The organism is Syntrophorhabdaceae bacterium, from assembly GCA_028698615.1.
GTDB lineage: Bacteria > Desulfobacterota > Syntrophorhabdia > Syntrophorhabdales > Syntrophorhabdaceae > Delta-02.
Map to the genome: position 1 here is coordinate 46,786 of JAQVWF010000014.1, position 24,545 is coordinate 71,330.

At 53.9% G+C, this 24,545-nt stretch carries 21 protein-coding genes and 1 tRNA gene; 15 read left to right on the forward strand and 7 right to left on the reverse strand.

Annotated features, from left to right (window positions below):
• Positions 1–69: 69 nt before the first annotated feature.
• Positions 70–1,038, reverse strand: coding sequence for an alcohol dehydrogenase catalytic domain-containing protein (locus PHC90_07115; protein MDD3846120.1), 969 nt, complete (start codon positions 1,036–1,038; stop codon positions 70–72).
• Positions 1,035–1,835, reverse strand: a complete 801-nt coding sequence (gene nudC / locus PHC90_07120; GenBank protein MDD3846121.1) for an NAD(+) diphosphatase — start codon at positions 1,833–1,835, stop codon at positions 1,035–1,037. The genes PHC90_07115 and nudC overlap by 4 nt, the downstream gene beginning before the upstream one ends.
• Positions 1,836–1,999: 164 nt before the next feature.
• On the opposite strand from nudC, the gene PHC90_07125 reads away from it, so the two are divergent.
• The 4 genes from PHC90_07125 to dnaJ all read left to right on the forward strand — a co-directional run bounded on the left by PHC90_07125 (position 2,000) and on the right by dnaJ (position 5,626).
• Positions 2,000–2,443 (forward strand): hypothetical protein, encoded by a 444-nt coding sequence (locus PHC90_07125; GenBank protein ID MDD3846122.1) that lies wholly within the window; start codon positions 2,000–2,002, stop codon positions 2,441–2,443.
• Between the two features lie 441 nt (positions 2,444–2,884).
• Positions 2,885–3,907, forward strand: a complete 1,023-nt coding sequence (gene hrcA / locus PHC90_07130) for a heat-inducible transcriptional repressor HrcA (protein MDD3846123.1) — start codon at positions 2,885–2,887, stop codon at positions 3,905–3,907.
• An 8-nt stretch (positions 3,908–3,915) separates the two neighbouring features.
• Positions 3,916–4,509: a nucleotide exchange factor GrpE gene (gene grpE, locus PHC90_07135; protein MDD3846124.1), complete on the forward strand. Its 594-nt coding sequence runs from the start codon at positions 3,916–3,918 to the stop codon at positions 4,507–4,509.
• Positions 4,510–4,528: 19 nt separating this feature from the next.
• A complete protein-coding gene (gene dnaJ, locus PHC90_07140; GenBank protein MDD3846125.1) occupies positions 4,529–5,626 on the forward strand; it encodes a molecular chaperone DnaJ in 1,098 nt (365 codons plus the stop codon).
• 23 nt (positions 5,627–5,649) lie between these two features.
• Here the strand turns inward: dnaJ and htpG are convergent, their stop codons facing one another.
• Complete coding sequence (htpG, locus tag PHC90_07145) at positions 5,650–7,557, reverse strand: molecular chaperone HtpG (GenBank protein MDD3846126.1); 1,908 nt, start codon at positions 7,555–7,557, stop codon at positions 5,650–5,652.
• A 281-nt stretch (positions 7,558–7,838) separates the two neighbouring features.
• Here htpG and PHC90_07150 point away from each other — a divergent pair, with 281 nt between their 5' ends.
• Genes PHC90_07150 through PHC90_07165 form a run of 4 tightly spaced genes read left to right on the forward strand, consistent with a single transcriptional unit; the run spans position 7,839 to position 12,149 of the window.
• Positions 7,839–8,615: a carbon monoxide dehydrogenase accessory protein CooC gene (locus PHC90_07150; GenBank protein ID MDD3846127.1), complete on the forward strand. Its 777-nt coding sequence runs from the start codon at positions 7,839–7,841 to the stop codon at positions 8,613–8,615.
• Complete coding sequence (locus PHC90_07155; protein MDD3846128.1) at positions 8,612–9,340, forward strand: lysophospholipid acyltransferase family protein; 729 nt, start codon at positions 8,612–8,614, stop codon at positions 9,338–9,340. The genes PHC90_07150 and PHC90_07155 overlap by 4 nt, the downstream gene beginning before the upstream one ends.
• 27 nt (positions 9,341–9,367) lie before the next feature.
• Positions 9,368–11,410: a DNA translocase FtsK 4TM domain-containing protein gene (locus tag PHC90_07160; protein MDD3846129.1), complete on the forward strand. Its 2,043-nt coding sequence runs from the start codon at positions 9,368–9,370 to the stop codon at positions 11,408–11,410.
• Positions 11,411–11,432: 22 nt separating this feature from the next.
• Positions 11,433–12,149: an outer membrane lipoprotein carrier protein LolA gene (locus tag PHC90_07165; GenBank protein ID MDD3846130.1), complete on the forward strand. Its 717-nt coding sequence runs from the start codon at positions 11,433–11,435 to the stop codon at positions 12,147–12,149.
• Positions 12,150–12,176: 27 nt separating this feature from the next.
• On the opposite strand, the gene lpxC is transcribed toward PHC90_07165, so the two are convergent.
• Together lpxC and PHC90_07175 are read right to left on the reverse strand one after the other, a co-directional pair.
• Positions 12,177–13,418, reverse strand: coding sequence for a UDP-3-O-acyl-N-acetylglucosamine deacetylase (lpxC, locus tag PHC90_07170; GenBank protein MDD3846131.1), 1,242 nt, complete (start codon positions 13,416–13,418; stop codon positions 12,177–12,179).
• Positions 13,419–13,481: 63 nt separating this feature from the next.
• Positions 13,482–14,012, reverse strand: coding sequence for a hypothetical protein (locus PHC90_07175; GenBank protein ID MDD3846132.1), 531 nt, complete (start codon positions 14,010–14,012; stop codon positions 13,482–13,484).
• 170 nt (positions 14,013–14,182) lie between these two features.
• On the opposite strand from PHC90_07175, the gene PHC90_07180 reads away from it, so the two are divergent.
• Genes PHC90_07180 through lnt form a run of 4 tightly spaced genes read left to right on the forward strand, consistent with a single transcriptional unit; the run spans position 14,183 to position 18,798 of the window.
• Positions 14,183–15,184: a PhoH family protein gene (locus PHC90_07180; GenBank protein ID MDD3846133.1), complete on the forward strand. Its 1,002-nt coding sequence runs from the start codon at positions 14,183–14,185 to the stop codon at positions 15,182–15,184.
• Entirely contained in the window at positions 15,165–16,898 is a 1,734-nt protein-coding gene (locus PHC90_07185) for an HDIG domain-containing protein (protein MDD3846134.1), read from the forward strand. The genes PHC90_07180 and PHC90_07185 overlap by 20 nt, the downstream gene beginning before the upstream one ends.
• Positions 16,801–17,223 carry an rRNA maturation RNase YbeY gene (ybeY, locus tag PHC90_07190; protein MDD3846135.1) on the forward strand — a complete coding sequence of 141 codons (423 nt, stop codon included), beginning with the start codon at positions 16,801–16,803 and terminating at the stop codon, positions 17,221–17,223. The genes PHC90_07185 and ybeY overlap by 98 nt, the downstream gene beginning before the upstream one ends.
• Before the next feature lie 39 nt (positions 17,224–17,262).
• Positions 17,263–18,798, forward strand: coding sequence for an apolipoprotein N-acyltransferase (lnt, locus tag PHC90_07195; GenBank protein ID MDD3846136.1), 1,536 nt, complete (start codon positions 17,263–17,265; stop codon positions 18,796–18,798).
• Here lnt and rnc read toward each other — a convergent pair.
• Complete coding sequence (gene rnc, locus PHC90_07200; GenBank protein ID MDD3846137.1) at positions 18,787–19,467, reverse strand: ribonuclease III; 681 nt, start codon at positions 19,465–19,467, stop codon at positions 18,787–18,789. The genes lnt and rnc overlap by 12 nt on opposite strands.
• Before the next feature lie 87 nt (positions 19,468–19,554).
• Positions 19,555–21,138, reverse strand: coding sequence for an AMP-binding protein (locus PHC90_07205; protein MDD3846138.1), 1,584 nt, complete (start codon positions 21,136–21,138; stop codon positions 19,555–19,557).
• Positions 21,139–21,259: 121 nt separating this feature from the next.
• On the opposite strand from PHC90_07205, the gene PHC90_07210 reads away from it, so the two are divergent.
• The 3 genes from PHC90_07210 to PHC90_07220 all read left to right on the forward strand — a co-directional run bounded on the left by PHC90_07210 (position 21,260) and on the right by PHC90_07220 (position 24,544).
• Positions 21,260–22,855, forward strand: coding sequence for a class I adenylate-forming enzyme family protein (locus PHC90_07210; protein ID MDD3846139.1), 1,596 nt, complete (start codon positions 21,260–21,262; stop codon positions 22,853–22,855).
• Positions 22,856–23,067: 212 nt separating this feature from the next.
• Positions 23,068–24,294 (forward strand): response regulator, encoded by a 1,227-nt coding sequence (locus tag PHC90_07215; protein MDD3846140.1) that lies wholly within the window; start codon positions 23,068–23,070, stop codon positions 24,292–24,294.
• A 155-nt stretch (positions 24,295–24,449) separates the two neighbouring features.
• Positions 24,450–24,544 (forward strand) — tRNA-Sec (locus PHC90_07220).
• The last annotated feature ends 1 nt before the right edge of the window (position 24,545 follow it).

Consider the following 24,545-nt stretch of genomic DNA (forward strand, 5'->3'; position numbering starts at 1 on the left):
ATGACCAAATCACAATGGTCAGAGAAAAGATCTCCGGCCAGCCGTTCCTTCTTGTTTGGTCATTGGTTGTCACTTCCTTCTGAAATCGATAAGCACCTTGAGGGTGTTGCGGTTTCTCGCGGCCGCGAAGGCTTTCTTTGCTTCTCGAGGAGAAAAGATTGCCGAAATGAGGGGCTTAACGTCGATGAGGCCGTCAGCCAGGGCCTTCAGGGCCGGTTTGAAAGGTCCGCAGCGGGAGCCGATGACGTTTAGCTCGTCTATGACGATGGGGGCGAGGTTGATGGGGCTGCCGTGGGCCACGGTGCTCTTGAGGACGATGACGCCGCGGGGTTTTGTGAGCTTCATGGCGGTTTGGAAGGTGTCGGCGCTGCCTGTCGCCTCCACAACGATGTCGTATTTGCTGCCCGGGTAAAGGTCTTTTGTCATTACCGCCGGTACACCCTGATCCCGGGCAATGCTCAGTTTCGAGGGGTGTTTTCCTGCCAGGGTCACGTGCGCCCCGGTCAGCCTGAGCGCAAGGGCGCAGAGGATGCCGAGTTTGCCATCGCCGACGACAAGGATGGTATCGCGGGTCCCGACCCTGATCTGCTCGAGTATTTCAAACGCGGCGGCCAGCGGTTCGGTGAAGACCGCCTCTTCGTCGGTAAGGCCGTCGGGTATTTCATGAAGGTTCTTGACGGGAAGCGTCATATACTCCGCGAACGCGCCCTCCCTCCCCAGTATCCCGATGGTGGTCCTGTCGGGGCAATGCTTTTCAAGGCCCTTGAGACAAATGTCGCAGTGCCCGCATCCGCAATTTATCTCTCCGACGACGCGTTTCCCGACCAGCTTCTTCGATCTGCCGCCAATCGCCTCCACAATGCCGGTAAACTCGTGACCGATGGTCCCGTTAAATCCCAGGTAACCCTTCGTTATCTCCATGTCCGTATTGCAGATGCCGGCCATGGAGACCCTGATCAGGGCATCGCCATGCGCCGGGACCGGTTTTCCCCTGGTGCCGGTAATCCTCAGGCTCCCGTCGAAGACTATTGCTTTCATTGGGCTCCTTTCCTGTTCTTTTCAATGAACCAGTCTATGAGTGCCCTTGCAATGCTGATCCTGTCCGGTATTTTCGGCAGGTTCTCGACGGTGAACCACCGCGCATCGCTTATCTCGTCGTTGTCGATGGCTATCTCACCGGCCGCCCATGACGCAATGAAGCCGATCATGAGGGAGTCGGGATAGGGCCAGGGCTGACTGCCGAAATAGCGGATGTCCTTGACCTCTATCCCGACCTCTTCCCTGATCTCCCTGCGCACCACGTCCTCAAGCGTCTCGCCGGGTTCTGCAAAACCCGCCAGGACGCTATAGAGATCTTCGGCAAATCTGCTTGCCCTGGCAAGAAGCACCTTGTCCCGCTTTTCCACGAGGACGATCACTGCCGGAGATATCCTGGGAAACATCGTGAAGCCGCAAGCCTCACACTGCTTGGCGAGGATAACGTCGTGCCTTGTGAGACGCGAACCGCAGACGCTGCAGAACTGGCAGGTGCCATCCCAGTTGAGGATCCCGAGTGCCCTGACAGCCATGGAATACTGGTCTCCATCGAGGACCCCGAAAAGCTTTCTGAGACCCAGGAAATCCATTCCAGGCGGGGGTTCCCTGTCGCCGGTGACAGAAAAAGCATAGCACTCGAGGCCATTCAGGGAGCCGAGGCGGTACGCGCTCTCAAGGGACAGCCCCAGGCTCTTTGCGGTAGACTGTCGCGGCACTTTCGGCGGCCGCGAGGACAGGTCGACAAGCACCTTCTGACCGCGAAGCAAGAAAACATAGCAGGCGTCGTTATCGCCGGTCATGCGCAGATCCTTTCTTAAACTTGGTCAATGTATGAATCAATACTGTATGAGAATGGGAAAGTCAAGAAGAAGGCTTGACACAGAGGCGGCAGATATTTTAAGGGACTTTCGATTTTTTTCTCGTCCAAAAAGAAAAAAAGTGTTAGAATAGTGGCATCATCAAGATGAATACTACTGTTATAACATCAGAAAATATACGGACACGCGGCCACGTTCCGGTTATCGGCGAGGCGCGGAGAGGCGAAGACCTCCATCGTGAGGACAGACAGGGCGCAGGTTCACGCAAGGATCTGCCCTCCTTCCTTGTTGCCTTCGATGGCGACGATGTCAGGATCAGTTCGGGGACGAGGGCTCAGGGAACACAGGAACGGCTCCCCGCCAATGTTTCTTCCGCCGGGAGCAGTCAGGCGCTTGAAGGGCAGAGGAACGGGCACGATTACAGCGTGGCACTGAAACGCACCGGCGCGGCGGTCGAGAGCGGCGTTGTCCGTTACAGCGCAAGCATCGGTCCCTATGATGTTCACGTAAGCAACATAGCGATGAAAAGATACTCAGAGGCGAGTTCCCACCGCAACTGGCACCCCAGCACCTTTGAATTAACCGTCTGAGAAGACAATAACCAATTCAAAAGACAATAACCAGATTCCGGTGACCGATGAAAGAGTCTCCGGTTCTTTTTCGGTTCTTTCATGCAGGCTGCACCCAATCCTCTCCGAGGGCAAGGGCCGACATGAATAACACAATGCCGTTGGTGCGATGGAACCCCTGTGGACTTTTCGGCATTGAACCTCCCTTCCTCCCGTCTGAGCATCTCGAACATGGCGAAGACGGCGGCGAGGGCACAAGCAAGAAACAAAACGGATATCAGCATTCTCACGGTTTGGATGGTCATATGCGCCCCCGTTTTCTGTTGATCGGCACAGGAACGGGACATACCTGTAAGATTGCGTTTCCCGGAACGCAGCGTCAATGGCGACCCATGCCATTTTCTTGACAAAGGCGGGCGGGATAATTAATGTATTGTATCAATGGAAGGTTTACGGGATATCTTGAATGACCGTGAAAGGTCTGTGCTTGAGCTCATCGTCGAGAATTACATCGTCTTCGCCGAGCCCATAGGTTCCATTATGATCTCCCGGGTGATGAAGAAGAAGGTGAGTTCCGCCACCATCCGGAATATCATGAGCGAGCTTGAGGAGTTGGGCTTTCTGTACAAACCCCATGCGGTGGCCGGGCGGGTACCCACACCCAAGGCCTTCCGCTATTATGTGAACAGCCTGCCGGCTCCCGGGGTTCCGGGAAAGAAGGAGCTCAAGGCCCTGGAAACCCTTTCCCGGTTGCGCTATGCCTATGCGGAAGAGCTCATGGCTGATGCCTCGCGGGTGCTCGCCGCCATTTCACGATGTCCGAGCATTGTTGTAGAGCCCAGGGTCGATACGATGCTTTTCAAAGAAGTGGAGTTTGTCAGGCTTTCCCGGAGTACGATCCTCGTTGTTTTCGTCACGTCATCGGGCATGGTCCACAGGAGGTTCGTCGATACCAGCGAGGATCTCGAGCAAGGCGTACTTGACGAGATGAAACATTACATGAATGAACGCTTCTCCGGCATGCCTTTTTATGCCCTCAAGGAGAACATCCTTAAGGACATGCACAAGGACAGGGAAAATTTTCAGACCCTCTATCGAAAGATACAGGATACGCTTGATGTTCTTGTAGGCGAGGAGGAGAAGAGGGAGATCTATATAGAGGGGGCATCGAAGATGATCGGTATCCCTGAATTCTCCGATGTGGAAAAGCTCAAAGACCTCTTCAGGACCCTGGAGAACAAGGAAAGACTGATACAGCTTCTTGACCGGTACCTGAGTGAAGAAGGCATTAACGTAATTCTTGGAAGCGAAAGTGACATGAAAGGGATGGAAGGGATGAGCATCATCACTTCGGCCTACCGAATCGGCGAGGACAGCTACGGCCTTCTTGGTATCATCGGGCCGATGAGGATGAACTACTCGCGCCTTATCCCTATAGTTGATTATACTGCCCGGGCGGTAACAGATCTCTTTAAATTGATGTGAGGAAAGTAATGAAAGAAAAAGACAAAGACCTGCTCCTTGACGAAAAGGAAGAAATGCACGAAGAGAATGGCGGTAACGGACACAAACATGAGGAGCATAAAAAAAAGAAAAAGAAAGAAGAGACACCCGCAGAATTGAAAAAGGAACTGGAAGAGAAGGAAGGGAAGATCAAATCCCTTGAGGAAAGACTGCTCTATCTTCAGGCCGATTTCGAGAACTTCAAGAAGATCAAAGCGAAAGAGAAACTGGATGTGCTCAAGTACGCGAATGAGGTCATTATCAAGGAATTGCTGCCCGTTCTCGATAATCTCGAGTTGGCCCTGAGGCACGCCGAGTCCACTGACGATCACAAAGGCATCCACGAAGGTGTCAGGATGACACTCAGCGAATTCATGAAGGTCCTGGAAAAGGCCGGTGTCAAATCAGTAGAAGCGGTGGGCAAAAAGTTCGACCCCAACTTTCATGAGGCTTTCTATCAGGAAGAACACGATGACGTGGAGCCTGACACCGTGGTTTCGGAATTGCAAAAAGGTTATCTCCTCAATGACAGACTCATCAGACCCTCCCGGGTAGGTGTCTCAAAAAAACCCGATATCCAGTAAGGCTCAAGAAAGGTTTATCATGAGAAGCAGGCACGTTGATTATTACGAGGTCCTCAATGTTTCGCGGGGGGCAAGCGACGAAGAGATAAAAAAGGCATACCGGAAACTCGCCCTTCAATACCATCCGGACCGCAACCCCGGAGACTTGAAGGCCGAGGAGAAGTTCAAAGAGATAAACCAGGCCTACGAGGTCCTGGGAGACGCCCAGAAAAGAAACCACTACGAGCGCTTCGGAGCTGCGGGCGACGCGGGGTCCGTATTTGATTTCGGTTTTCAGGGAAATTTCGATTCTGTCTTCAACGATCTTTTCAGTGACTTCTTCGGCAACCAGAGACCGCGCCAGAGGAAGGGAAACGATCTCCGGTATAACCTGACCATAGAGTTCGAGGAAGCAGTGTTCGGCGGAGAGAAGGAGATCGAGATTCCCAAGGAAACAAGATGTCCCGTCTGCAACGGTTCACGTGCCGAGCCTGGCCACGAGCCGGTGGTCTGCAGGCACTGCGGCGGCCGCGGCCAGGTCCGTCAGAGCCACGGGTTTTTTACCATCAATAGAACCTGTGAGTACTGCGGCGGTGAAGGTCAGGTTATAAAGAATCCCTGCAAGAACTGTAAGGGCAAGGGGAGTGTCAAGACCAAGAAGAAGCTGAAGGTCAGGATACCCCCGGGTGTCGATAACAATACCCGCCTCCAGTTGAGAGGAGAGGGGATGCAGCAGTCTGGGGACACCATCCCCGGCGATCTTTTCGTGGTCCTCCAGGTCAGGGAACACGCTGTTTTCGAGAGGGCCGGGGACGACATCATCGTTCAGGTCGATGTCGGTTTTCCCCTCCTGTGCCTGGGTGGAGAGATAACGATCCCTACCATCGAGGGTGAGTCGGTCCTCAAGATACCCACAGGCACACAGCAGGGAAAGGTCTTCAGGCTCAAGGGTCTTGGTGTCAACAAGTCCAATGGCTACGGCAGGGGTGACCAGCTCGTCTATCTCAACATCGTTATCCCCTCAGAGCTGACAGACCGGCAGAAGACCCTCGTCGAGGAACTGGCGGGGGAATTCAAGGATTCATCGCCGAGGACGCGCAAGGGCTTCAAGGATAAGTTCATGGAGTTTTTCGAGTGAAGAGAGGTCACGGGTCCCTGTCTCTATCTCTTCTCCGCATTTTCGACCATCAATCTCGCTATCGCCCTTGAGAAAGCCGCTGGATCCTTGGGCTTCGATCCTTCGAGGACCAGTGCCTGATCATAGAGGAGCCGAATATAATCCTTCAATTCCGGGCTGGCCTCCTCTTTCTCGAAGATACTGTTCATGGAGACGAAGAGCGGATGCGAAGGGTTCAATTCCAGTATCCGCTTCATGGGGGGCAGATCCTGGCCCATTGCCTTGAGAAGGCGTTCCATGGCCGGGTCGAGATCGCCTTCATCGGCTACAAGACAGCACACGGTATCGGTGAGCCTTCCCGAGAGTCTAACATCCTTCACTTCCTCGGAAAGAGTCTCCTTGACGAGATCGATGAGCTTTGCGTATTTCTTTTTCGTCTCTTCTATCTGGACCGTCTTGTCCTTGTCGAGAGAGATGTCGCCCCGCGTGATGGAATGCATCTTCTTTCCCCTGTATTCGAAGCCGTTGAAGATGAAATCGTCGATGTCGTCGGTCATGAAGACGACCTCGTATTCCTTCTGTTTGAAGGCTTCGAGGTAGGGCGAGTTGGCGGCGTCCGAAAGGGATGAACCGACGATATAGTATATCTCTTCCTGGCCCTCCTTCATGTCGTCAATATACTCCTTCAAGGTCCTGAGCTTTCCTTCCTGTGAACTCGTGGAGGCGAAGAGGAGAAGGTCTGCAATGGTCTCTCTCCTAGGCAGGTCGAAATGGACCCCCTCCTTCAGGACGCGACCGAATTCCCCGTATATCTTGAGATAGTCGTCATATTCGTTCTCCTTCATTTCCTCAAATGTTTCGAGGATCTTCTTTGTGAGCGAGTTCTTTATGATATCAACCTGCCGGTTGTTCTGGAGTATCTCCCGGGAGACATTGAGCGGCAGGTCCGATGAATCGACGACGCCGCGCACGAAGCGCAGGTACTGGGGTATGAGATCCTCGCAGTGGTCCATGATCCTGACCCTCTTCACGTAGAGCGTTGGCCCAAACTTGAAATCGCGGTAGAGCATGTTCACGGGTGCTATGGAAGGCACGAACATGAGGGCCGCGAATTCCGACGTCCCTTCCGCCCTGTAATGGATGACCTTTGCGGGGGGATGAAAATCATGGGATATGTGCTTGTAGAAGTCGGTGTACTCCTCGGGGCTCGCTTCCGACCTCTCCTTGAGCCAGAGGGCCTTCATGGAATTGAGCGTCTCTTCTTCGCGCACCTTTACCTTTTCGCCCTTTTTCAGCTCGCTCTCTATCTCTTTTTCCACTTCCATGACGATGGGATGCTCGATAAAATCCGAATATTTCTTGACGACGCTGCGGATTTCCCATTCGCTGAGATAGATATTCTCGTCCTCGCGGAGATGGAGGATGACGTCGGTGCCTCGGGATCCTTTTTCCGTCTCCTCGACGGTGAAGGTGCCGTCGCCGGAGGATTCCCATTTGATGCCCCGTGTTCCCTTCGAACCGGCGCGGTGGGAGATGACGGTGATCCTGTCGGCCACCATGAAGGAGGAATAGAATCCCACGCCGAACTGGCCGATAAGCTCGGGATTGTCCTTCACCTCCTGGCTTTTCAAAGCCTCAAGGAATTCCTTTGTGCCCGAACGGGCGATGGTGCCCAGCGATTCGATCACCTCATCGTGGGTCATACCGATGCCGTTGTCACTGATCGTAAGCGTCCCCGCATCTTTGTCGACGACGAGTTTGATCTTCCACCCGCTGCCCTCTTCCAGGATATCGCTGTTTGTCAACGATTCATAGCGCGCCCTGTCGATGGCGTCGGAAGCATTCGATATGAGCTCCCGCAAGAAAACCTCCTTGTGGGAGTAAAGAGAGTGGATCATAAGGTCGAGAAGCTGTTTGACCTCGGTCTTGAATTCCATACGTTCACTTGTCATGTTCAGATCACCTCGAATTTAGTTGTTTTGTCCCCAAAAAATAAGACAGGGGAGGAGATGAGTCAAGAGACAAGGAGAAGGATTCGGAGATCAGGCGCCAGAGTTCTTGCGTTCACCCCTTTTCTCCTGACTCTTGACTCCACCCCCTTAGCCCTTCTTTTCCTGGTTCTACCGTGCTATAATCAGTCATCCATGGAGGCTTGCCGCGAAGCGGCCCTTCATTCTGCCGTCAACGTTGACAATGCTTTGCAAAGGATGATAATTTTGCAGCGAAGGATACCATGAAGATAGCTGTTTCAGGAAAAGGCGGTGCGGGGAAAACGACCCTTGCCGGGGGCATGGCGCGGATTCTCGGCGAGAGGGGTAAAAAGGTGATCGCCATCGACGCCGACCCGGACTCGAACCTGGCAAGCGCCATCGGCATCGACGAGGAAAGTCTGAATGCGGTGAGGCCTCTTGCCGCCATGGAGGAGTTCATCGCCGAGCGGACGGGTTCGAAAAAGGGCCAGTACGGGGCCTTCTTTCAGCTGAACCCCCGCGTCGACGACATACCTGAACGTTTTTCGCTGGTGAGGGATGGCGTGAAACTCCTCGTGCTGGGCAATATACCCCAGGGAGGCGGCGGTTGCTTCTGCGCAGAGAATGCGCTTCTCAGGAGCCTGCTTTCCTACGTCATGATAGAGCGCGACGAATACGTCATTGTTGATCTCGAGGCCGGGCTTGAGCATCTCGGCAGGGGCACAACAGAATATATCGATGCTCTCATCGTCGTAGTGGAGCCGGGCAGACGAAGCTTTCAGACTGCACGCCAGGTGAGAAAGCTCGCCGACGACATTGGAATTAAGAAGGTGTATGTCGTGGGAAACAAGATCGCCGGGAACGAGGATGAGGCCCTTGTCCGGGAGAACCTTGAAGGGCTGCCGCTCCTCGGTTTTCTCTCTCTCAACGATCGGGTCGTCGAGGCCGACAAGAGAGGCGTTTCGCCCTATGATCTGGACGAGAGGATCAAAAATGAAGTGACGGCGGTCCTCGACTCCCTTGAGGACCTATCCGGATGAGAAGTGCCATTGTTCTCGTCTGGCTGGTTCTTTCGACGATAGCCCTCTCCTGCGTTGCCCTTCTCGTGAATCTTTTTGGGAGCTACGAAGAGGCCCTCCACCGCCTGGCCCGCCTCTGGGCAAAGATGTACCTTGCAATGGCGGGGATCCGCGTCAGAATGGAAGGGCTCGAGCATCTCAGCTCGTCCCCCTACGTCGTCATGTGCAACCACCAGAGCGCTCTCGACATATACGCGCTCCTGTCCAGATTACCCCTGTCCTTCAGATGGATCGCCAAAAGGCAGCTTTTCAGCATCCCCATTTTCGGATGGGCCATGAAAAAGGCGGGCTATATAAGCATAGACCGGGAAAACGCCCGGGAGGCCTTAAAGGCCATCGAGAAGGCGGCTCAGAGGATACGGGAAGGGACGAACATCGTTATCTTTCCCGAAGGCACCCGCAGCGCCGATGGTAAGCTCCTTCCTTTCAAAAAAGGGGGTTTTACGCTCGCACTTCGAGCCACGGTGCCCGTTGTTCCCGTCGGTATCTATGGTTCGAGTGCTTTGCAGCCAAAAGGAGGTTTTATTCCCCGTAAAAAAGGCGTAATATACATTGAGGTCGGGGAACCCGTAGTGCTCGAGGGCATGGACAGGTCTCAGAAAACAAAAGTGATGGACGATGTGAGGCTTCGCATCGAAAGGCTTATGGCGAAAGGTCAGGCCGCGAGTGCACAGGGGGACCGGTGAGGTTCAGTTCGTAATGACGGCAGACGCATGAATCTATCGGCGGAACTGAAGAAAGAGATGCTCGGGGTAGCCCTCATAGGGGTTTTCCTCTTCCTTTTCGTCAGTCTCCTGTCCTATCACCCTCTCGACCCCTCATTTCATACGGTCACCGACGGATCGGCCCGCAATCTCTGCGGCAAGGCAGGGTCCTACCTTTCTGACCTCTTCATGCAGCTTTTTGGATTCATGAGCTATCTCCTTGTCTCCTATTCCCTCCTCTTTGGCATCTTCTATGTCCGGAAAAAGGATCCCCCCAGCATCATCGTCTTCTCGTCGGGGCTTGTTCTTTTCTTCCTTTCCGTGGGGACGCTCCTGCAGGTGTTTGTGGGAAAGGTCTACCTGCGAGGGGTCCAGATCGAGTTCTCGGGACTAATGGGGTCCCTTCTCGAAAAGGCCCTCATGAACTTCCTCGGCAATTTCGGCACCATTCTCGTCGCCGTCGTTCTTCTTTTCATTTCCGCCTTTCTCATCATCCAGGCGCCCATCCTGGGGGTGATCGAGGAGCGTATAGCGAGGCGAAAGAAGGCTGAGCGTCGCAGCGAGATCAAGGTGACTCACGGGAGGAAGGAAGAGGACGAGGCCCCGAAGACCCAGGAGAAGAAGGCGGCGGTACAGGATACCTTCGAGTTCTTCAAGGAGATCGGGCCTTACAAACTCCCCGACCCGTCCCTTCTCGATAACGTCGAAAAGAAGGAGATGAAGGTCGATAAGGAATCCATCCAGGCGAACGCCTCCATCCTGGAGAAGAAGCTCAAGGATTACGGGATTGATGGCAGGGTGACGGAGGTGAAACCCGGGCCCGTCATCACCATGTACGAATTTGAGCCGGCTCCGGGTGTCAAGGTGAGCAAGATCGCCAATCTTTCCGATGACCTGGCTATGGCCCTCAGCGCCGTTTCCATCAGGATCATCGCCCCCATCCCCGGCAAGGCGGTGGTGGGCATAGAGATCCCAAACAGGGAGCGGGAGACGGTGTACATACGGGAGATCATTGAATCGCGGGTCTTCACGTCTTCACCCTCACATCTTACCCTCGTGCTGGGAAAGACCATAAGCGGAGAATCATACGTGGCGGATCTTGCGAAGATGCCTCACCTCCTGGTGGCGGGGGCGACGGGTTCCGGCAAGAGCGTGTCCCTGAACAGCATGATCCTCAGCGTTCTCTTCAAGGCGACCCCCGCCCATGTGCGTTTTCTCATGATCGACCTCAAGATGCTGGAATTGTCCTTCTATGAAGGAATTCCCCATCTTCTCCTGCCCGTCGTCACCAACGCGAAGAATGCGAAGACGGCGCTGCGCTGGATGACGGACGAGATGGAGAGGCGCTACAACATGATGGCGCAAAAGGGCGTTCGCAACATAGAGAAATACAACCACAAGGTTGTGCGCGAGGAGGGCGAGACCCTGCCCTATATCGTTGTGGTGATAGACGAGCTCGCCGACCTCATGATGGTCTCCCCGAAAGAGGTGGAGGAATACATCGCCCGTCTCGCCCAGATGGCCAGGGCATCGGGCATCCACCTCATCCTTGCCACGCAAAGGCCCTCCGTCGATGTCCTGACGGGGATCATCAAGGCCAACTTCCCTGCCCGGGTGGCATGCAAGGTTTTCTCCAAGGTGGATTCACGGACCATACTTGACACGAACGGCGCCGAGAGCCTCCTGGGATATGGGGATATGCTCTTCCTGAGTCCCGGGATCGGCAGGCTTCAGCGACTCCACGGCTCCTACGTTTCCGAGGGCGAGATCAAACGTATCGTGGAATTCTTGAAGCAGCAGGGTGCGCCCACGTATCATCATGAGATCCTCGAAGAGAAGGAAGAGGAAGAGAACGGCGAGGCCATAGATGACGAGAAGTATGAGGAGGCCGTCGAATTTGTGTCATCGAGGGGAGAGGCTTCCATAAGCATGGTGCAGAGGCGATTCAGAATAGGGTACAATCGTGCGGCCCGTATCATAGAACGTATGGAGCAGGAAGGCATCGTCGGTCCTTCCGATGGTGTCAAGCCAAGAGAGGTCCTGAAAAAATGATCCCTATCAGAGGTATGATCGAATGAGAGAAAGAGTTGTTTCCGACACAAGAGGACTTTCATCACGGGCGGTTTGCGGTGTCCTCGCGGCGGCGTTCCTGCTGCTGCCCCTGTGCGTTGCCGCCCAGGGCCCAGCGGCGCCCCAGGGTGACGCAAAACCCGGTTTGCAGGGCGAGACGAAATCCCCCTTTGAGTCCATAAAGAAGACATATGCCGCCATCAATTCGCTGGAGGCTTCCTTTCACCAGAAGATCTTTGTCTCCGGTATAAAGAAGATACGCGAGTTTGACGGAAATTTCTTTTTCAAGCGGCACAAGGGTTTCCTCTGGAAATACACCAAGCCCAAGGACAAGATGTTCCTCTATGACGGGAGCCATATGTGGCAGGACGAGGAAGGCAAATCCTTCGTGCTCAAGAGCAGGGTCAGCCGGGAGAAAACGGGGGGCACTTTTTTCGACCTCGTGGAGGACATTGCCCGGATAGACAACCTCTTCAAGGTAAAGCAGCACAGCATAACGACGGGCATGCAGTATTTCGAACTCATCCCGCAAAAGGATTCCTCCGTTACCATAGCCAAGCTGTGGATCGACAAGAACAGTCTCTTGAGGAAGATAGAGATCCTTGAATTTACGGGCAACATCAACACCATAGAGTTCTCGGACATCAAGGTCAACACCCCCGTCAGCGACGCCAGGTTCATCTACAAGTCCAACGGGGTAAAGGATGTGGTGGAGAGATAGAAACCTGAAGCTTGAAACGGTTTGTCGTCAGAGAAACCGTTTCTTGAGTTCCTTTACAAAAGCGATGTTTTCCATGTGGCCTGTCTGGCGGGCGGTGATCTTGCCTATGATGGGGCGGTTAAGGAGATATATGTCGCCTATCAGGTCGAGCACCTTGTGACGAACGAACTCGTCCTTGAACCTCAGTTTCGTGTTGATGACCCCGTCCTCGTTGAGAATGATGAAATTGTTGATGCGCCCCCCGGTCCCGAGGCCCATCTTTGCAAGCTGCTCGAAGTCCTTGAGGAAGCCGAAGGTTCTCGCCGGGGCGATATTGGCGACATAATCGCCGAGGTTGGCCTGGAACCGGTATTGCTGGGTCCCTATGGGTTTCTTTTGTTCAAGGAGATAATCGATCTCGAAAATGTCCGAGGGTTCCGCTGCAAGGTACTTGCCGTTCTGCAAATTTGTGAGTTCCACCTTCTCGGTAATGATGAGCGGTTCGATTCCGTCGGCCTGTTCCACGACCCGGGCCTCCTCGATCTTTGTGCAGATCTCTATTGCGGAGCCGTCGAATATGGGTATCTCTTCGCTTACCTTGACGAGGAGATTGGTGATCCCGTACATGTGGCAGGCGGAGAGAAGATGTTCGATGGTGCGGACCACGCTGTTCTTGCCCTTCACCGACGAGGCATATCCCACGGAGAAGACGTAATCGATGTAGGCCGGTATTCGCTCTCCGTCGGGAATGGTCTCGAAGACAATGCCCGTGTTTTCGGGCATGGGCAGAAGGATCATGCCCGTCTTCACACCGGAGTGGAGGCCTACCCCGTAAACGACGGTGCTCTTTCCGATCGTTTTTTGCTTCTCTCTCGTGAGGCCCGGCGCCACGTCCAGCCTGAAATCCGCCACTGACCGGTCGTGTTTCTGCCCCGTGCCTATGCTGCGCGATACTACCTCGAGCACCTTGTCGATGGAGAGGGGCTTTTCGAGGAAGTCGTAAGCGCCCATCTTCACAGCCTCCACTGCCGTCGAGATCGTGCCGTGCCCGGATATGACGACCACCTTCGCGTCATCCTTCCGGATGCGTATTTCCTTGAGGACCTGTATCCCGTCAAGCTCGGGCATCCAGACGTCCAGGAGCACGATGTCGGGCGCTTCGCGCTCGAATATGGCCAGGCCTTCCTTTCCGTCGGTGGCCTTCAATACGGAAAAGCCTTCGTCCTCGAGGATTCCCGAAAGTGAATCGAGGATGTTTTTTTCGTCATCTATGATGAGAACTTTGTTCATGACGCCATATTCTATACGAAAATACCACGACTTACAAATACTTGTGATTGGAAATGCTGTCCGTTACGGACAGGCGATCTTTGCCAGCTTGCCGACAACCGCCTCTGGCGGGACGTTGTCCCAGTCCTTCTGACTCCCCGTCTTGCCGTAATCCAGCGTCTTGCCGTCCCGGGATGCTTCGAAGACCTTTATGATGGCAAACTGCTGTTCCTTTTCGCCGCACTTCAGATAATAAAGCGTGTAACGGCGGGTGAGGGTGTCCATCCCCGTTATGAACATGCCGTTGCTCCGCCGTTTGAGGATGTAATTGTCCTTGCCTTTCTTCGAGTAGGTCAGCCTGTCCCATGCGCCGATGACATTCCCGGACTGGTCCTTCCTCTTTTCTATGATGTAATGGTGTTCACCATCCGCATCGGTGAACAGTTCCTGCCAGCCGGTCTTTTCTTCCATCCGTGGAAGGGTTCCCGCGACGGAGGCCTTGAGGGTTCTTTTCTGCTGCAGTGTAATGGCGATGACGGCGATGATGATGACTACAATTCCGATGATCACTCCCATCGTTAGTACCGTCTTGAAGGATAGCGTTTTCTTCGACAAGGGCTCTTCCTTTCAGAGAACACGCCGGTGCGGGCTCTCCAGCAATTTTTTCTCCAAACGATACCATCGAACACAGCCCTTTGCAATAGGGGCCGCCGAAATTCTTGTCTCTTTTGTAAATTCCTGTTTTGTGGTATATTAACCTATAAAATAGGAGAAAGAGAGGATTGTTGGACGAGAAAACTGATGAAGGATTGCTGCGGCTGTCCTTCGATGATATAAACGTGGCAAGAAGCCTCTTCGGGCCGCGGGAAGAAAACATCAAATATCTGAAGAAATACTTCAATATCAAGGCCAGTATTCGGGGCAATCACCTCACCCTTATAGGAGGCAAGAAGGATATTGAAGACGCAGGGAAGGCGATAAACGAGCTTCACGGCATCGTGAAAAAGGGTTTTGCCGTGGGTGTCTCCGATATCGACCACGCTGTAAGGTTTGTCATCAATGCCCACGAAACCGGCGGCGACATCGAAAAGGACCAGATATACATCGCCGGTTCCAAGAAGCTTATTACGCCCAAGAGCGCCAACCAGAAGCAGTATGTTCACGCGATGAAGAAATACGATGTCGTCATCGCCATCGGTTCGGCGGGCACCGGCAAGACGTACCTGGCAATGGCGATGGCCCTGGGCGCCTATTACAGGCGCGAGGTATCGCGGATCATCCTGACGCGCCCCGCCATAGAGGCGGGGGAAAAACTGGGATACCTGCCCGGCACGATGTACGAGAAGGTCAATCCCTATCTGAGGCCTCTTTATGACGCGCTCTACGATATGGTCGACATGGACCGGGCCACAAGGCTTATCGAAAGAGGGGTCATCGAGATCGCCCCGCTGGCGTTCATGCGCGGCAGAACGCTCAACGACGCCTTCATCATCCTCGACGAAGCGCAGAACACAGCCTCGGAACAAATGAAAATGTTCCTGACGAGACTCGGTTTTTCATCGAAGACGGTCATCACCGGCGATATCACCCAGATCGACCTTGCCGACAAGAAAACAAGCGGTCTCGTGGAGGTGAGGGGGATTCTGAGGGGCGTCAAGGGGATCAAATTCGTCTACTTTACCGAAAAGGATGTCGTGCGCCATCCCCTGGTGCAGAAAATAATCAAGGCCTATGAAGCACGACGACTGGAATTGGAGGAGTCCAAAAATGCAGAACGGAAAGGATAAACCTCCTTCGTACCGCCACTACGGGAAATTGCTCATTCTCGTCTGCCTCGCCGTGGCGCTGGCGCTCATAGTCAGCATAAAGAACCCTTTCTTCACCGCTGAATATCAGCTTGGCGATATAGCGAGGGAGAACCTCAGGGCTCCCATGGATTTTTCCGTACCCGGCACGGACGCCACGGTGAAGAAGGGCGAGGTCATCGTACGGGAGGGCGAGCGGATCAACGCCGACCATTTCAGCAAGATCGCCGTATACAACACACTGGACAGGCGTGAGGTCTTTGCGGTCAAGAGATTCATCGCCGTTTTCATCCTTCTCGTTCTGCTCATAGCGATTCTCTATGAGTATTCGGAAAAGAACATAAAAAAGTTCTACCTGTCGAAGAAAGACCTCATCTTTTGTTCTGTTTTCATGGTCTTCTGTGTGCTTCTCGTAAAATCTTTCCACCTGATCTTTGAGAGTTATGCCCAGAGCCGCATTGAAGACCTCTTCTATATCATTCCCGTTTTCGTTTTCGCGATGGTGGTGCGCATCGTTCTCTTTTCGGAGATAGCCCTCATTTTCTCCCTCGTTTATGCAGCCACGCTGGCATTCTCTTTCAACTACAGTCTCCGCATTTTCCTTTACACCCTGGCCGGGTCCATAGTGGGCGCATTTTTCTCGGGCAAGTGCGAGAACCGCAATACTATCCTCAAGGCGGGCATATACACGGCTTTCTTGATGTGCCTCTTTATGCTTGCCGGCGACGTTTTCACAAGTCGGTCGTCTGGAAGCATTCCCCTCAGGGTGGCCTTCGTGCTCGTCAACGGCATTGCCGGCAGTTTCATAGTCCTCGGGCTTTTGCCCGTCATTGAAAGCGTTTTCGATTACACGACGGACATCAAACTTCTGGAGCTTGCCAACCTCGAGCATCCCCTGCTGGGAGACATGATGCTCAATGCGCCGGGGACGTACCACCACAGCATCGTTGTCGGCAATCTCTCAAAGGCGGCTGCGGAGGCTATCGGCGCCCACCCTCTCCTGACACGTGTTGCCGCGTACTACCATGATATAGGGAAATTGAAGATGCCCCATTATTATATCGAGAACCGGACCGGTTCCGAGGACGCCCATGCAGGCATTACCGCGAATATGAGCGCCCTCATCATAATGTCTCACGTGAAAGAGGGGGTGGAACTGGCGAAGGAGTACAGACTGGGAAGCAGGCTGACAGGCATCATCCAGGAGCACCACGGCACCAGTCTGACGAGCTTTTTTTACACCAAGGCCAAGGGAAAGGAAGATCCGTTGCTCCACGTGATCGAGGAAAAGGACTTCCGCTATCCCGGTCCGAAGCCGCAGACGAAGGAGGCGGGTATCATCATGCTCGCCGATGCCGTCGAAGCCGCATCCCGGGTCCTTGAAGACCCTACGCCCAAGAGGATCGAGAACCATGTTCAGCGCATCATAGAGGACATATTCCTTGACGGCCAGCTCAACGAGTGCGAGCTGACCCTTAAGGACCTCCACGCGATTCGGAAAAGCTTTATCGCGATCCTCATCGGCATCTTTCATCATCGCATCGAATACCCTGAAAGGACACAAAATGGCGGTTCTGATAAAAAACTCCCAAAGGTTGATGAAGCTCAATCGAAAAGCGATCGACAAGGTAACAAGGGAACTACTGGCCTTTTTAAGGATTCAGAACAGGGACCTGAGCATACTGCTGGTGGATGACGGGAAGATCGCCCTCATGAACAGGGATCTTTTCGGAAAAGACCGGCCGACGAACGTTATCTCCTTCTCCTATCTTGACGGAATGCCCGGAGAGGCCATCGGGGACATCATCATTTCCGTGGAACGCGCCCGCGATGAGGCCCGCGAGGCGGGTATCCCCTTTTATGAAAGGTTCTTCAGCCTCATTGTCCATGGTCTGGTCCACATCATGGGTTACGACCACGTAAGCGGGCCCTCAGAGGCGAGGAAGATGCGCTACCGCGAAAAAAAGCTCATGGGGGTTGTCCTCGAGCATCCCGTCTACCTGGCGCTTGTCGATGAATAGCCGTATTGTATGCTCGATGCTGATGGAGGAGGACCGTGAATGAAAGCTCTTGCTGACAGGAGGGGCCGTTTTTCATCACTTATCCCGGGATACGGGCTCGCATTCCTGTCGGGGGCGATGCTTGTCTTCGTACAGCCGCCGGTGTCCCTCTTTCCCCTTGCCTTCATTGCCCTTGTGCCGCTCTTGCGAGCCATTGACAAGGACAACCTTCTCCTGTCGTTCAAACAGGGTTTTGCGGCCGGGGTAGTCGCCTGGCTCGGGATCATCTATTGGGTTGTTGTGGCCATGAACCGTTACGGGGGCATAAATATCCCCGTCAGTATACTGATCCTCCTTCTTTTTGTCCTCTATCTTTCCCTTTACCTGGGGATCTTTGCGCTTTCCTGCGCCTTTCTCGAGAAAAGGACCTCCATCTCCGCCTATCTCTTTGCCGCTCCCCTATGGGTCTTGCTTGAGTACGCGAGGGGAGTCGTCATGACGGGCTTTCCCTGGGCGTTTCTCGGCCACTCGCAATACAGCTTCCTTCCCTTCATACAGGTGGCCTCCGTCACGGGGACATACTTTATTTCCTTTCTGATCGTAGCGGTGAACGGCATCCTCTTTTCCCTGTGGGTGCGCAAAAAGGTGTCGATTGTATGGACCACGGCTGTACTCGTTCTCATCGCCTCTTCCCTGACCTATGGTTTCGTGAGGCTTCAGCACAGGGACGCAGAGCCGCTCAAGGCGGCGATAGTCCAGGGAAACATCGGTCAGGACGTAAAATGGGACGATGCCTTCAAGATGATGACCGTGAGCAAGTACTACCGGCTGAGCTTTGGTCTTGCGCAGAATGCCGATCTCATCATCTGGCCCGAAACGGCGATACCTTTCATCATAGATCGCGACATCCATGCATACAAGTATATCAAGGCGGTGCCCGCAATGCTCCGCTCCCGGCTGTTTTTCGGGACGGTGGGGCTCGGGGGGAAGGGAAGCTTGCTGAACAGCGTCTACTATGTCAACGGGAGCGGGCAGACCGCGGCGATATATAACAAAGTCCATCTCGTTCCCTTTGGAGAGTACACCCCGATCGTCTCCTATTTTCCCTTTCTTGAGAAGCTCACCGCCATCGGAGCGGATTTCATGTCAGGCGAGGGGCACGTACCCATCATAACGGATGCGGGAAAGGCGGGCATCCTTATCTGCTTTGAGGGAATATTCCCCTACATAACCAATGAAACGGTGAGGGGGGGCGCGCAGGTTCTCATCAACGTCACCAACGATGCCTGGTACAACAGGACATCCGCACCTTTTCAGCACTTTGCGTTCTACGTGTTCCGCGCCATCGAAACGGACAGATACGTGCTCAGGGCCGCCAACACCGGCATCAGTGCCGTCATCGACCCCAGGGGCCGGATCCAGGGCAGGACCCCCATTTTCACCGAAGATGTCCTGAGGGGCACCTATGCCCTGAAAGACACAATGACGCCCTACGTGCGATACGGAGATTACTTCATCGTTGTGTGCCTTGTTCTTCTGGCCGGTATGGTCGCGGCGGGGATGTACAGGAAGAGGTTATTATCTCTAGATCTCTAATTTCGCGAGATATTCCAGGAGTGCTCGGGCGGCACTCTGTTCCGCTTCTTTCTTGCTTTTCCCCGTGCCCCGCGCCTTGTGTTCCTTTCCTATGAAGACGATAACCGCAAAGCCGTCCTTGGTCCTGCGGGGGAACTTGTACCGGGGAAGGACCCCCCATTTCTTCTGGGAAAGCTCCTGGAGGATGTTCTTGGGGTTCTTTTCGGTAAGCTTTTCTTCGGTAAAGTAGGGTGAGAAGAGTTTTCTGATCACCTTCGCCGTATTCCGGATCCCGCTGTCGAGATAGAGCGCGCCGATCAGGGCTTCGACCATATTGGATAGTACCTTCGACTCTTCGGGAACGCTGCCTTCTCCGTTGCCGTAGCTCATATGCTGGTCGAGGTTGATCTCCTTTCCAATGGCCGTGAGGGTTTCCCTCTTTACGAGGCTGGAGCGGGCATTGCTGAGAAAGCCCTCATCTCTGCCGCGAAAACGCTTGTAGAGCATGATGCTGATCATGGTGTTGAGGATGGCGTCACCGAGAAATTCCAGTTTCTCGTTATCGGAGCGGCGGGCTTCCCGCTTCTCGTTGAAGCAGGAGCTGTGCGTCACCGCCTGATTGTAGAGTTCTCTGTTCTTGAATGAGTAGCCGATGGTTTCTTCGAGGGTGAGTTGTTTTTTGTGGGACACGTTCTAAGGCACCAAATTCTTTCCGAACGGGAGACATTGAAGGAAGGACCGGGACAGTCATCCCGGTCCTTCCTTTCGTCGCGTTCCCTATTTAACCTTGAATGCCTCTTCCATGCCGGAATACTGTTTTCTCAGTTTCGGCTTTTCTATCTTGCCTGTGGGGTTGCGCGGGACATTGCCGAAGAACACCTTTCTCGGTCTCTTGTACCTTGGCAGCGGCTCGCAGAACTTGATCACTTCTTCTTCGGTCATGGTCTCGCCCGGTTTGAGCTCGACGACGACGGTGACGATCTCGCCGAGGCGATCATCGGGAATACCAATCGCTGCTGCGTCCTTTATCTTTGCGTTGGTATAGAGAAAATCCTCCACTTCGACGGGGAAGACATTCTCGCCGCCGGTGATGATGATGTCCTTCTTCCTGTCGACGAGCCAGATGAAACCGTCTTCGTCTTCCCGGGCCATGTCGCCGGTGAAAAGCCAGCCGTCGATGAGGGTTTTCTTCGTTGCTTCCGGGTTGTTGTAGTATTCGCGCATGACGCCGTTGCCGCGGACGACAAGTTCGCCTGCTTCTCCCTGCTTCAGGGTGACGCCCTGCTCGTCGACGATCTTGAATTCCCAGTTGAAGCCGGGAATGCCGATGGCGCCGATCTTATGCTCGTTGCCCATCCCGAGATGAACGCATCCGGGACCCGTGGACTCGCTGAGACCGAAGTTGGTGTCGTAATCCATTGTGGGGAAGTATTCCTTCCAGTGCTTGATGAGCGCCGGGGGAACGGGCTGCGCTCCGATATGCATGAGGCGCCACTGCTCGAGCTTGTAGTTGGAGGGTTTCAGTTCGCCCTTATCGAATTTCATAAGGATGTCCTGTGCCCAGGGGACGAGCAGCCACACGATGGTGCCGCCTTCCTCGCTGACAGCCTCGAGGGTCCATTCCGGAGATACGCCCTTGAGGATAACGGCTTTGCTGCCTACGATGAAGCTGCCAAACCAGTGCATTTTGGCGCCCGTGTGATACAGGGGCGGGATGAGGATGAAGCAGTCCTTCTTTGTCTGCTTGTGATGTGCGTTCTCGGTGACGCAGGCGCAGAACATGTTGTTGTGGGTGAGAAGGATCGGTTTCGGCTGGCCTGTTGTGCCCGAGGTGAAGTAGAGTCCGCACTCATCCGTGGGGAGAAGTGTGACATTGAGGTTCGCGGTGGATTCGGAGGCGATGAGCTTGTCGAAAGATTCTGCCCATGCCGGGACCTTGCCGCCGACACAGATGAATTTCTTCACTGTGGGAAGGTCGCCCTTTATTGCCTCGATCCTGTCGGTGAACTCTTCGTCGAAGACGATGATCGTCTGCTCTGCAACTTCACTGCAGTATTTCACGTCTTCCGAGGTAAAACGGAAATTAAGAGGCACTACCCAGGCTCCCGTCCTGATAATGCCGAAATAGGCAATCAGCCATTTGGTGGAGTTGTTCATAAAATGGACAATTTTATCGCCTTTTTTTGCCCCTATCTTAGCAAGGGCATTGGAGAACTGGTTTGCTTGATCGTCGAATTGTTTCCAGGTAAGTTCGACTCTTTTCTTTTCTGCGGGTGTGCGCTCGACGAGGGCAACGTCATTGGGGTACATGCGCGCGTTGCGTGCCAAGATTTCACCGATGTGCGTGAAGACTTCTGCCATGGCAAGACCTCCTGAAGGTATTTGGTTTTACTTTACTGTTGACAAAGAATCCTAAATCTTTTTATCATGCTGATGGGACTTAAAGCAATAAAAAAAAAGCGTTTCCATAAGGAGGGTTATTATGAATTTTGCAATGTTTTCGGGGCTCAATGCGAGCAAGTTTCCACAACGAGAGTTCATTATCGAAAGCTTCCCGTCAAAGAAACAGCGCCGGAGTCTCACGTGGAGAGAGTTTGACGATCAGGCGAACAAGATTGCCAACTACCTTATCAAGGATTGTGGTGTCAAGAAGGGCGACATCGTTGTTCACCTTATGATGAACTGCATGGAGTGGTATGCCAGCTACATAGCAGTCCTGAAGACGGGCGCAACAGTAACACCTCTTAACTTCCGCTTTGCCAGCGCCGACATCAAGTACGCCGCCGATGTCACGAAATGCAAGGTTTTTATGTTCGGCGAACAGTTTAACGCAAGAGTTGAACCCATCATGAAAGAGATGGACTATTGCAAGAACTTCATTTGTCTCGGCGAAACAATGCCCGCCGGCGCAAAATCATATAATGACATCGTGGCAAAAGGCGATGCCGCACCTGTTTGCTTTGAGACGGCCGACGACGATATGGCGGAACTGATGTTCACGTCGGGGACAACCGGCGCTCCGAAACCGGTCTCCCACACGCACCACAGCCTTTTCTACATCGGTATCGGCAACGCCCTGACCTACAACGAGGGTTACAACAGTGTATACCTGTCTCCGCACCCCTTCTACCACAGCGGCACCCTGTTCCTCTCCTTTCCCTGCTACATTGCGGCAGGCAAGGTCCTCATGGCGATGGAGACCCAGCCTGAATTTTATCTCAGGAGCATGGCCGACGAGAAATGCACCGGCGGCTGGAATACGGTTCCGACCTGGTCGGATGTTATCAACGCGCTGAAAACAGGCCAGATAAACCTCAAGGACTACGACCTGTCCGCGCTGCGCCATATCGAGATAGGCGCCCAGCCGGTTCCCTACATCCTTCTTGAGGATTCCAAGAAATTTTTCCCCAACCTGCCCATCGCTAACATCTATGGCATCACCGAGGGCGGGGGCGGCGGACTCACCAACTGTTATGACGAAGACATCATGGGGAAAGCCGGTTCCATCGGCAAGGCTACGGCCTTCATGGATGCAAAGGTTGTGGACAGCGAAGGGAAGACATTGCCCGCCGGCGGCGTGGGCGAACTTCTCCTCAAAGGTCCCCGCCTCATGAAGGAATATGCCTTTAACCCGGAGATGACGGCAAAGACGATAAAGGACGGCTGGCTCTACACGGGCGACCTCGCCTATATGGATGAGGAGGGTTTTATCTTCTTCGCCGACAGGGCCAAGGACCTCATCATCAGGGGCGGCGAGAACATCTTCCCCGCCGAGATCGAGGATGCCCTCCGCAAACATCCCAAGGTCATGGACGTCGCCGTCCTGGGATATCCGCACCCCAGACTTGTAGAGATCGTTATGGCGATCATCCAGCCGAAGGAAGGCGAGACGATCACCGACGAAGAGATCATCAATTTCGTCAAGGAAAAGGGTCTCGCGAAATACAAATGGCCTGAAAAGATGGTGTATACCACCATTCCTCGCAACCCCGCCGGCAAAATAGAAAAACCAAAACTCCGCGACATGTACGTAAAACCGGCGAAAGAGGCGATGGAGAAGGAATTCAAGAAACAGTAGCAGCGGATCATTGAGGACAGAAGCGCCCGCCCGTAACAGGGTGGGCGCTTTTTTTTATTCCCGCCTCCCGCCTTGAAAAGCGGGATCACCGGAAGGGAGGCGTACGGCAAGGCGTCAAACACGGGAGCGAGATAATGTTCCGCAGCTTAAGTTCCCGGTCAAGTTTCCGATGATAGTATCGTGGTATACATATGCCACGTTGGTGAAGACATATGGCGAAGCGGATTTGTATAGCGGAAGACAGCAGGACCCAGGCAAGGATTCTCGAGGAGATCCTTACGAAGAGGGGATATGAGGTCACGGTCGCGGAAAATGGCATGGACGGCCTTTATAGGGTCAACGAGACCATGCCCGACCTGATCATCAGCGACGTCGAGATGCCGCAGATGAACGGGTATGAGTTCTGCAGGACCATCAAGACAGATGGGGAGCTCAAACGGATACCCTTTGTCCTGCTGACCCTGCTTTCCAATGTCAGGGACGTTGTGAAAGGACTCGAGGCGGGTGCGGACTATTACATCACCAAACCATACAGTGCAGAGGCACTGGCCGCTACCGTGGAATCGATACTTACCCGGGAAAAACCCGGACAGAACGGAACACACCTGGCCAGCGTCGCGATCGAACTTGACGGAAAGCTGCATCAGTTGCTTGCGGATCCCCAAAAGATCCTCAATTTCTTCTGTTCAACCTACGAGAACCTGATAAGCCGGAACGAGAGCCTTTCGCTCACCAAACAGGAACTGAGAAAACTCAACACCCATCTCGGCGAAAAAGTGCGGGAAAAGACCCGGTTCCTTGAAAGCGAAATAGCGGAAAAGATCAAAGCCGAAAATGCCCTGAAAGACAGCCTGGGGAACATGCGCAAGACCGTCGAGGGCACCGTCAGGGCCCTGGCGACAACGATAGAGATGCGAGACCCCTATACAGCAGGCCACCAGAGGCGTGTCGCACAGCTTTCCTGCGCCATCGGACGGAAGATGGGCTTGCCCCAGGAATTCATAGACGGCCTCGAGGTGATGGGTTTTCTCCATGACATAGGAAAGATCATCGTCCCAGCCGAGATACTGAGCAAGCCCGGCGCGCTCAACGAATTCGAATTCAACATCATCAAGGCCCACGCCCAGGCGGGCTACAATATCCTTAAAGGTATCGAGTTCCCCTGGCCCGTGGCAATAGCGACGATCCAGCATCACGAACGGCTCGACGGTTCAGGCTACCCCCACGGCATAAGCCAGGAAACGATAATAATGGAGGCAAGGATCCTGGCCGTGGCGGACGTGGTGGAGGCCATGGCGACACACAGGCCGTATCGCCCGGCGTTGGGAATGGAGATAGCGCTGAAAGAGATCATCGACAACAGCGGAACGCGGTACGATCCGACGGCGGTCGAAGCATGCAGAGTACTGTTCACGGAAAAGGAGTTCAATTTCGAATAACAGAAACGCCTCAGTTGAAAGCAGAGGCGCTTTTCCCTTCTTTGCACTCAACACTTAACACCCAAAACTTAACACGGTTTTTGCCTCCATCCATTCATCTCCCGAATGAAAAGGCTGATTGACATCGTCTGCCGTAATCAATAGACTATAGCAACGGAAGTGGAGGGGTCCTGGTGGGCCTCCTGGTCTTCAAAACCAGTGTGCCGGTGACGAGCTGGCGGGTGGGTTCGATTCCCATGCACTTCCGCCAT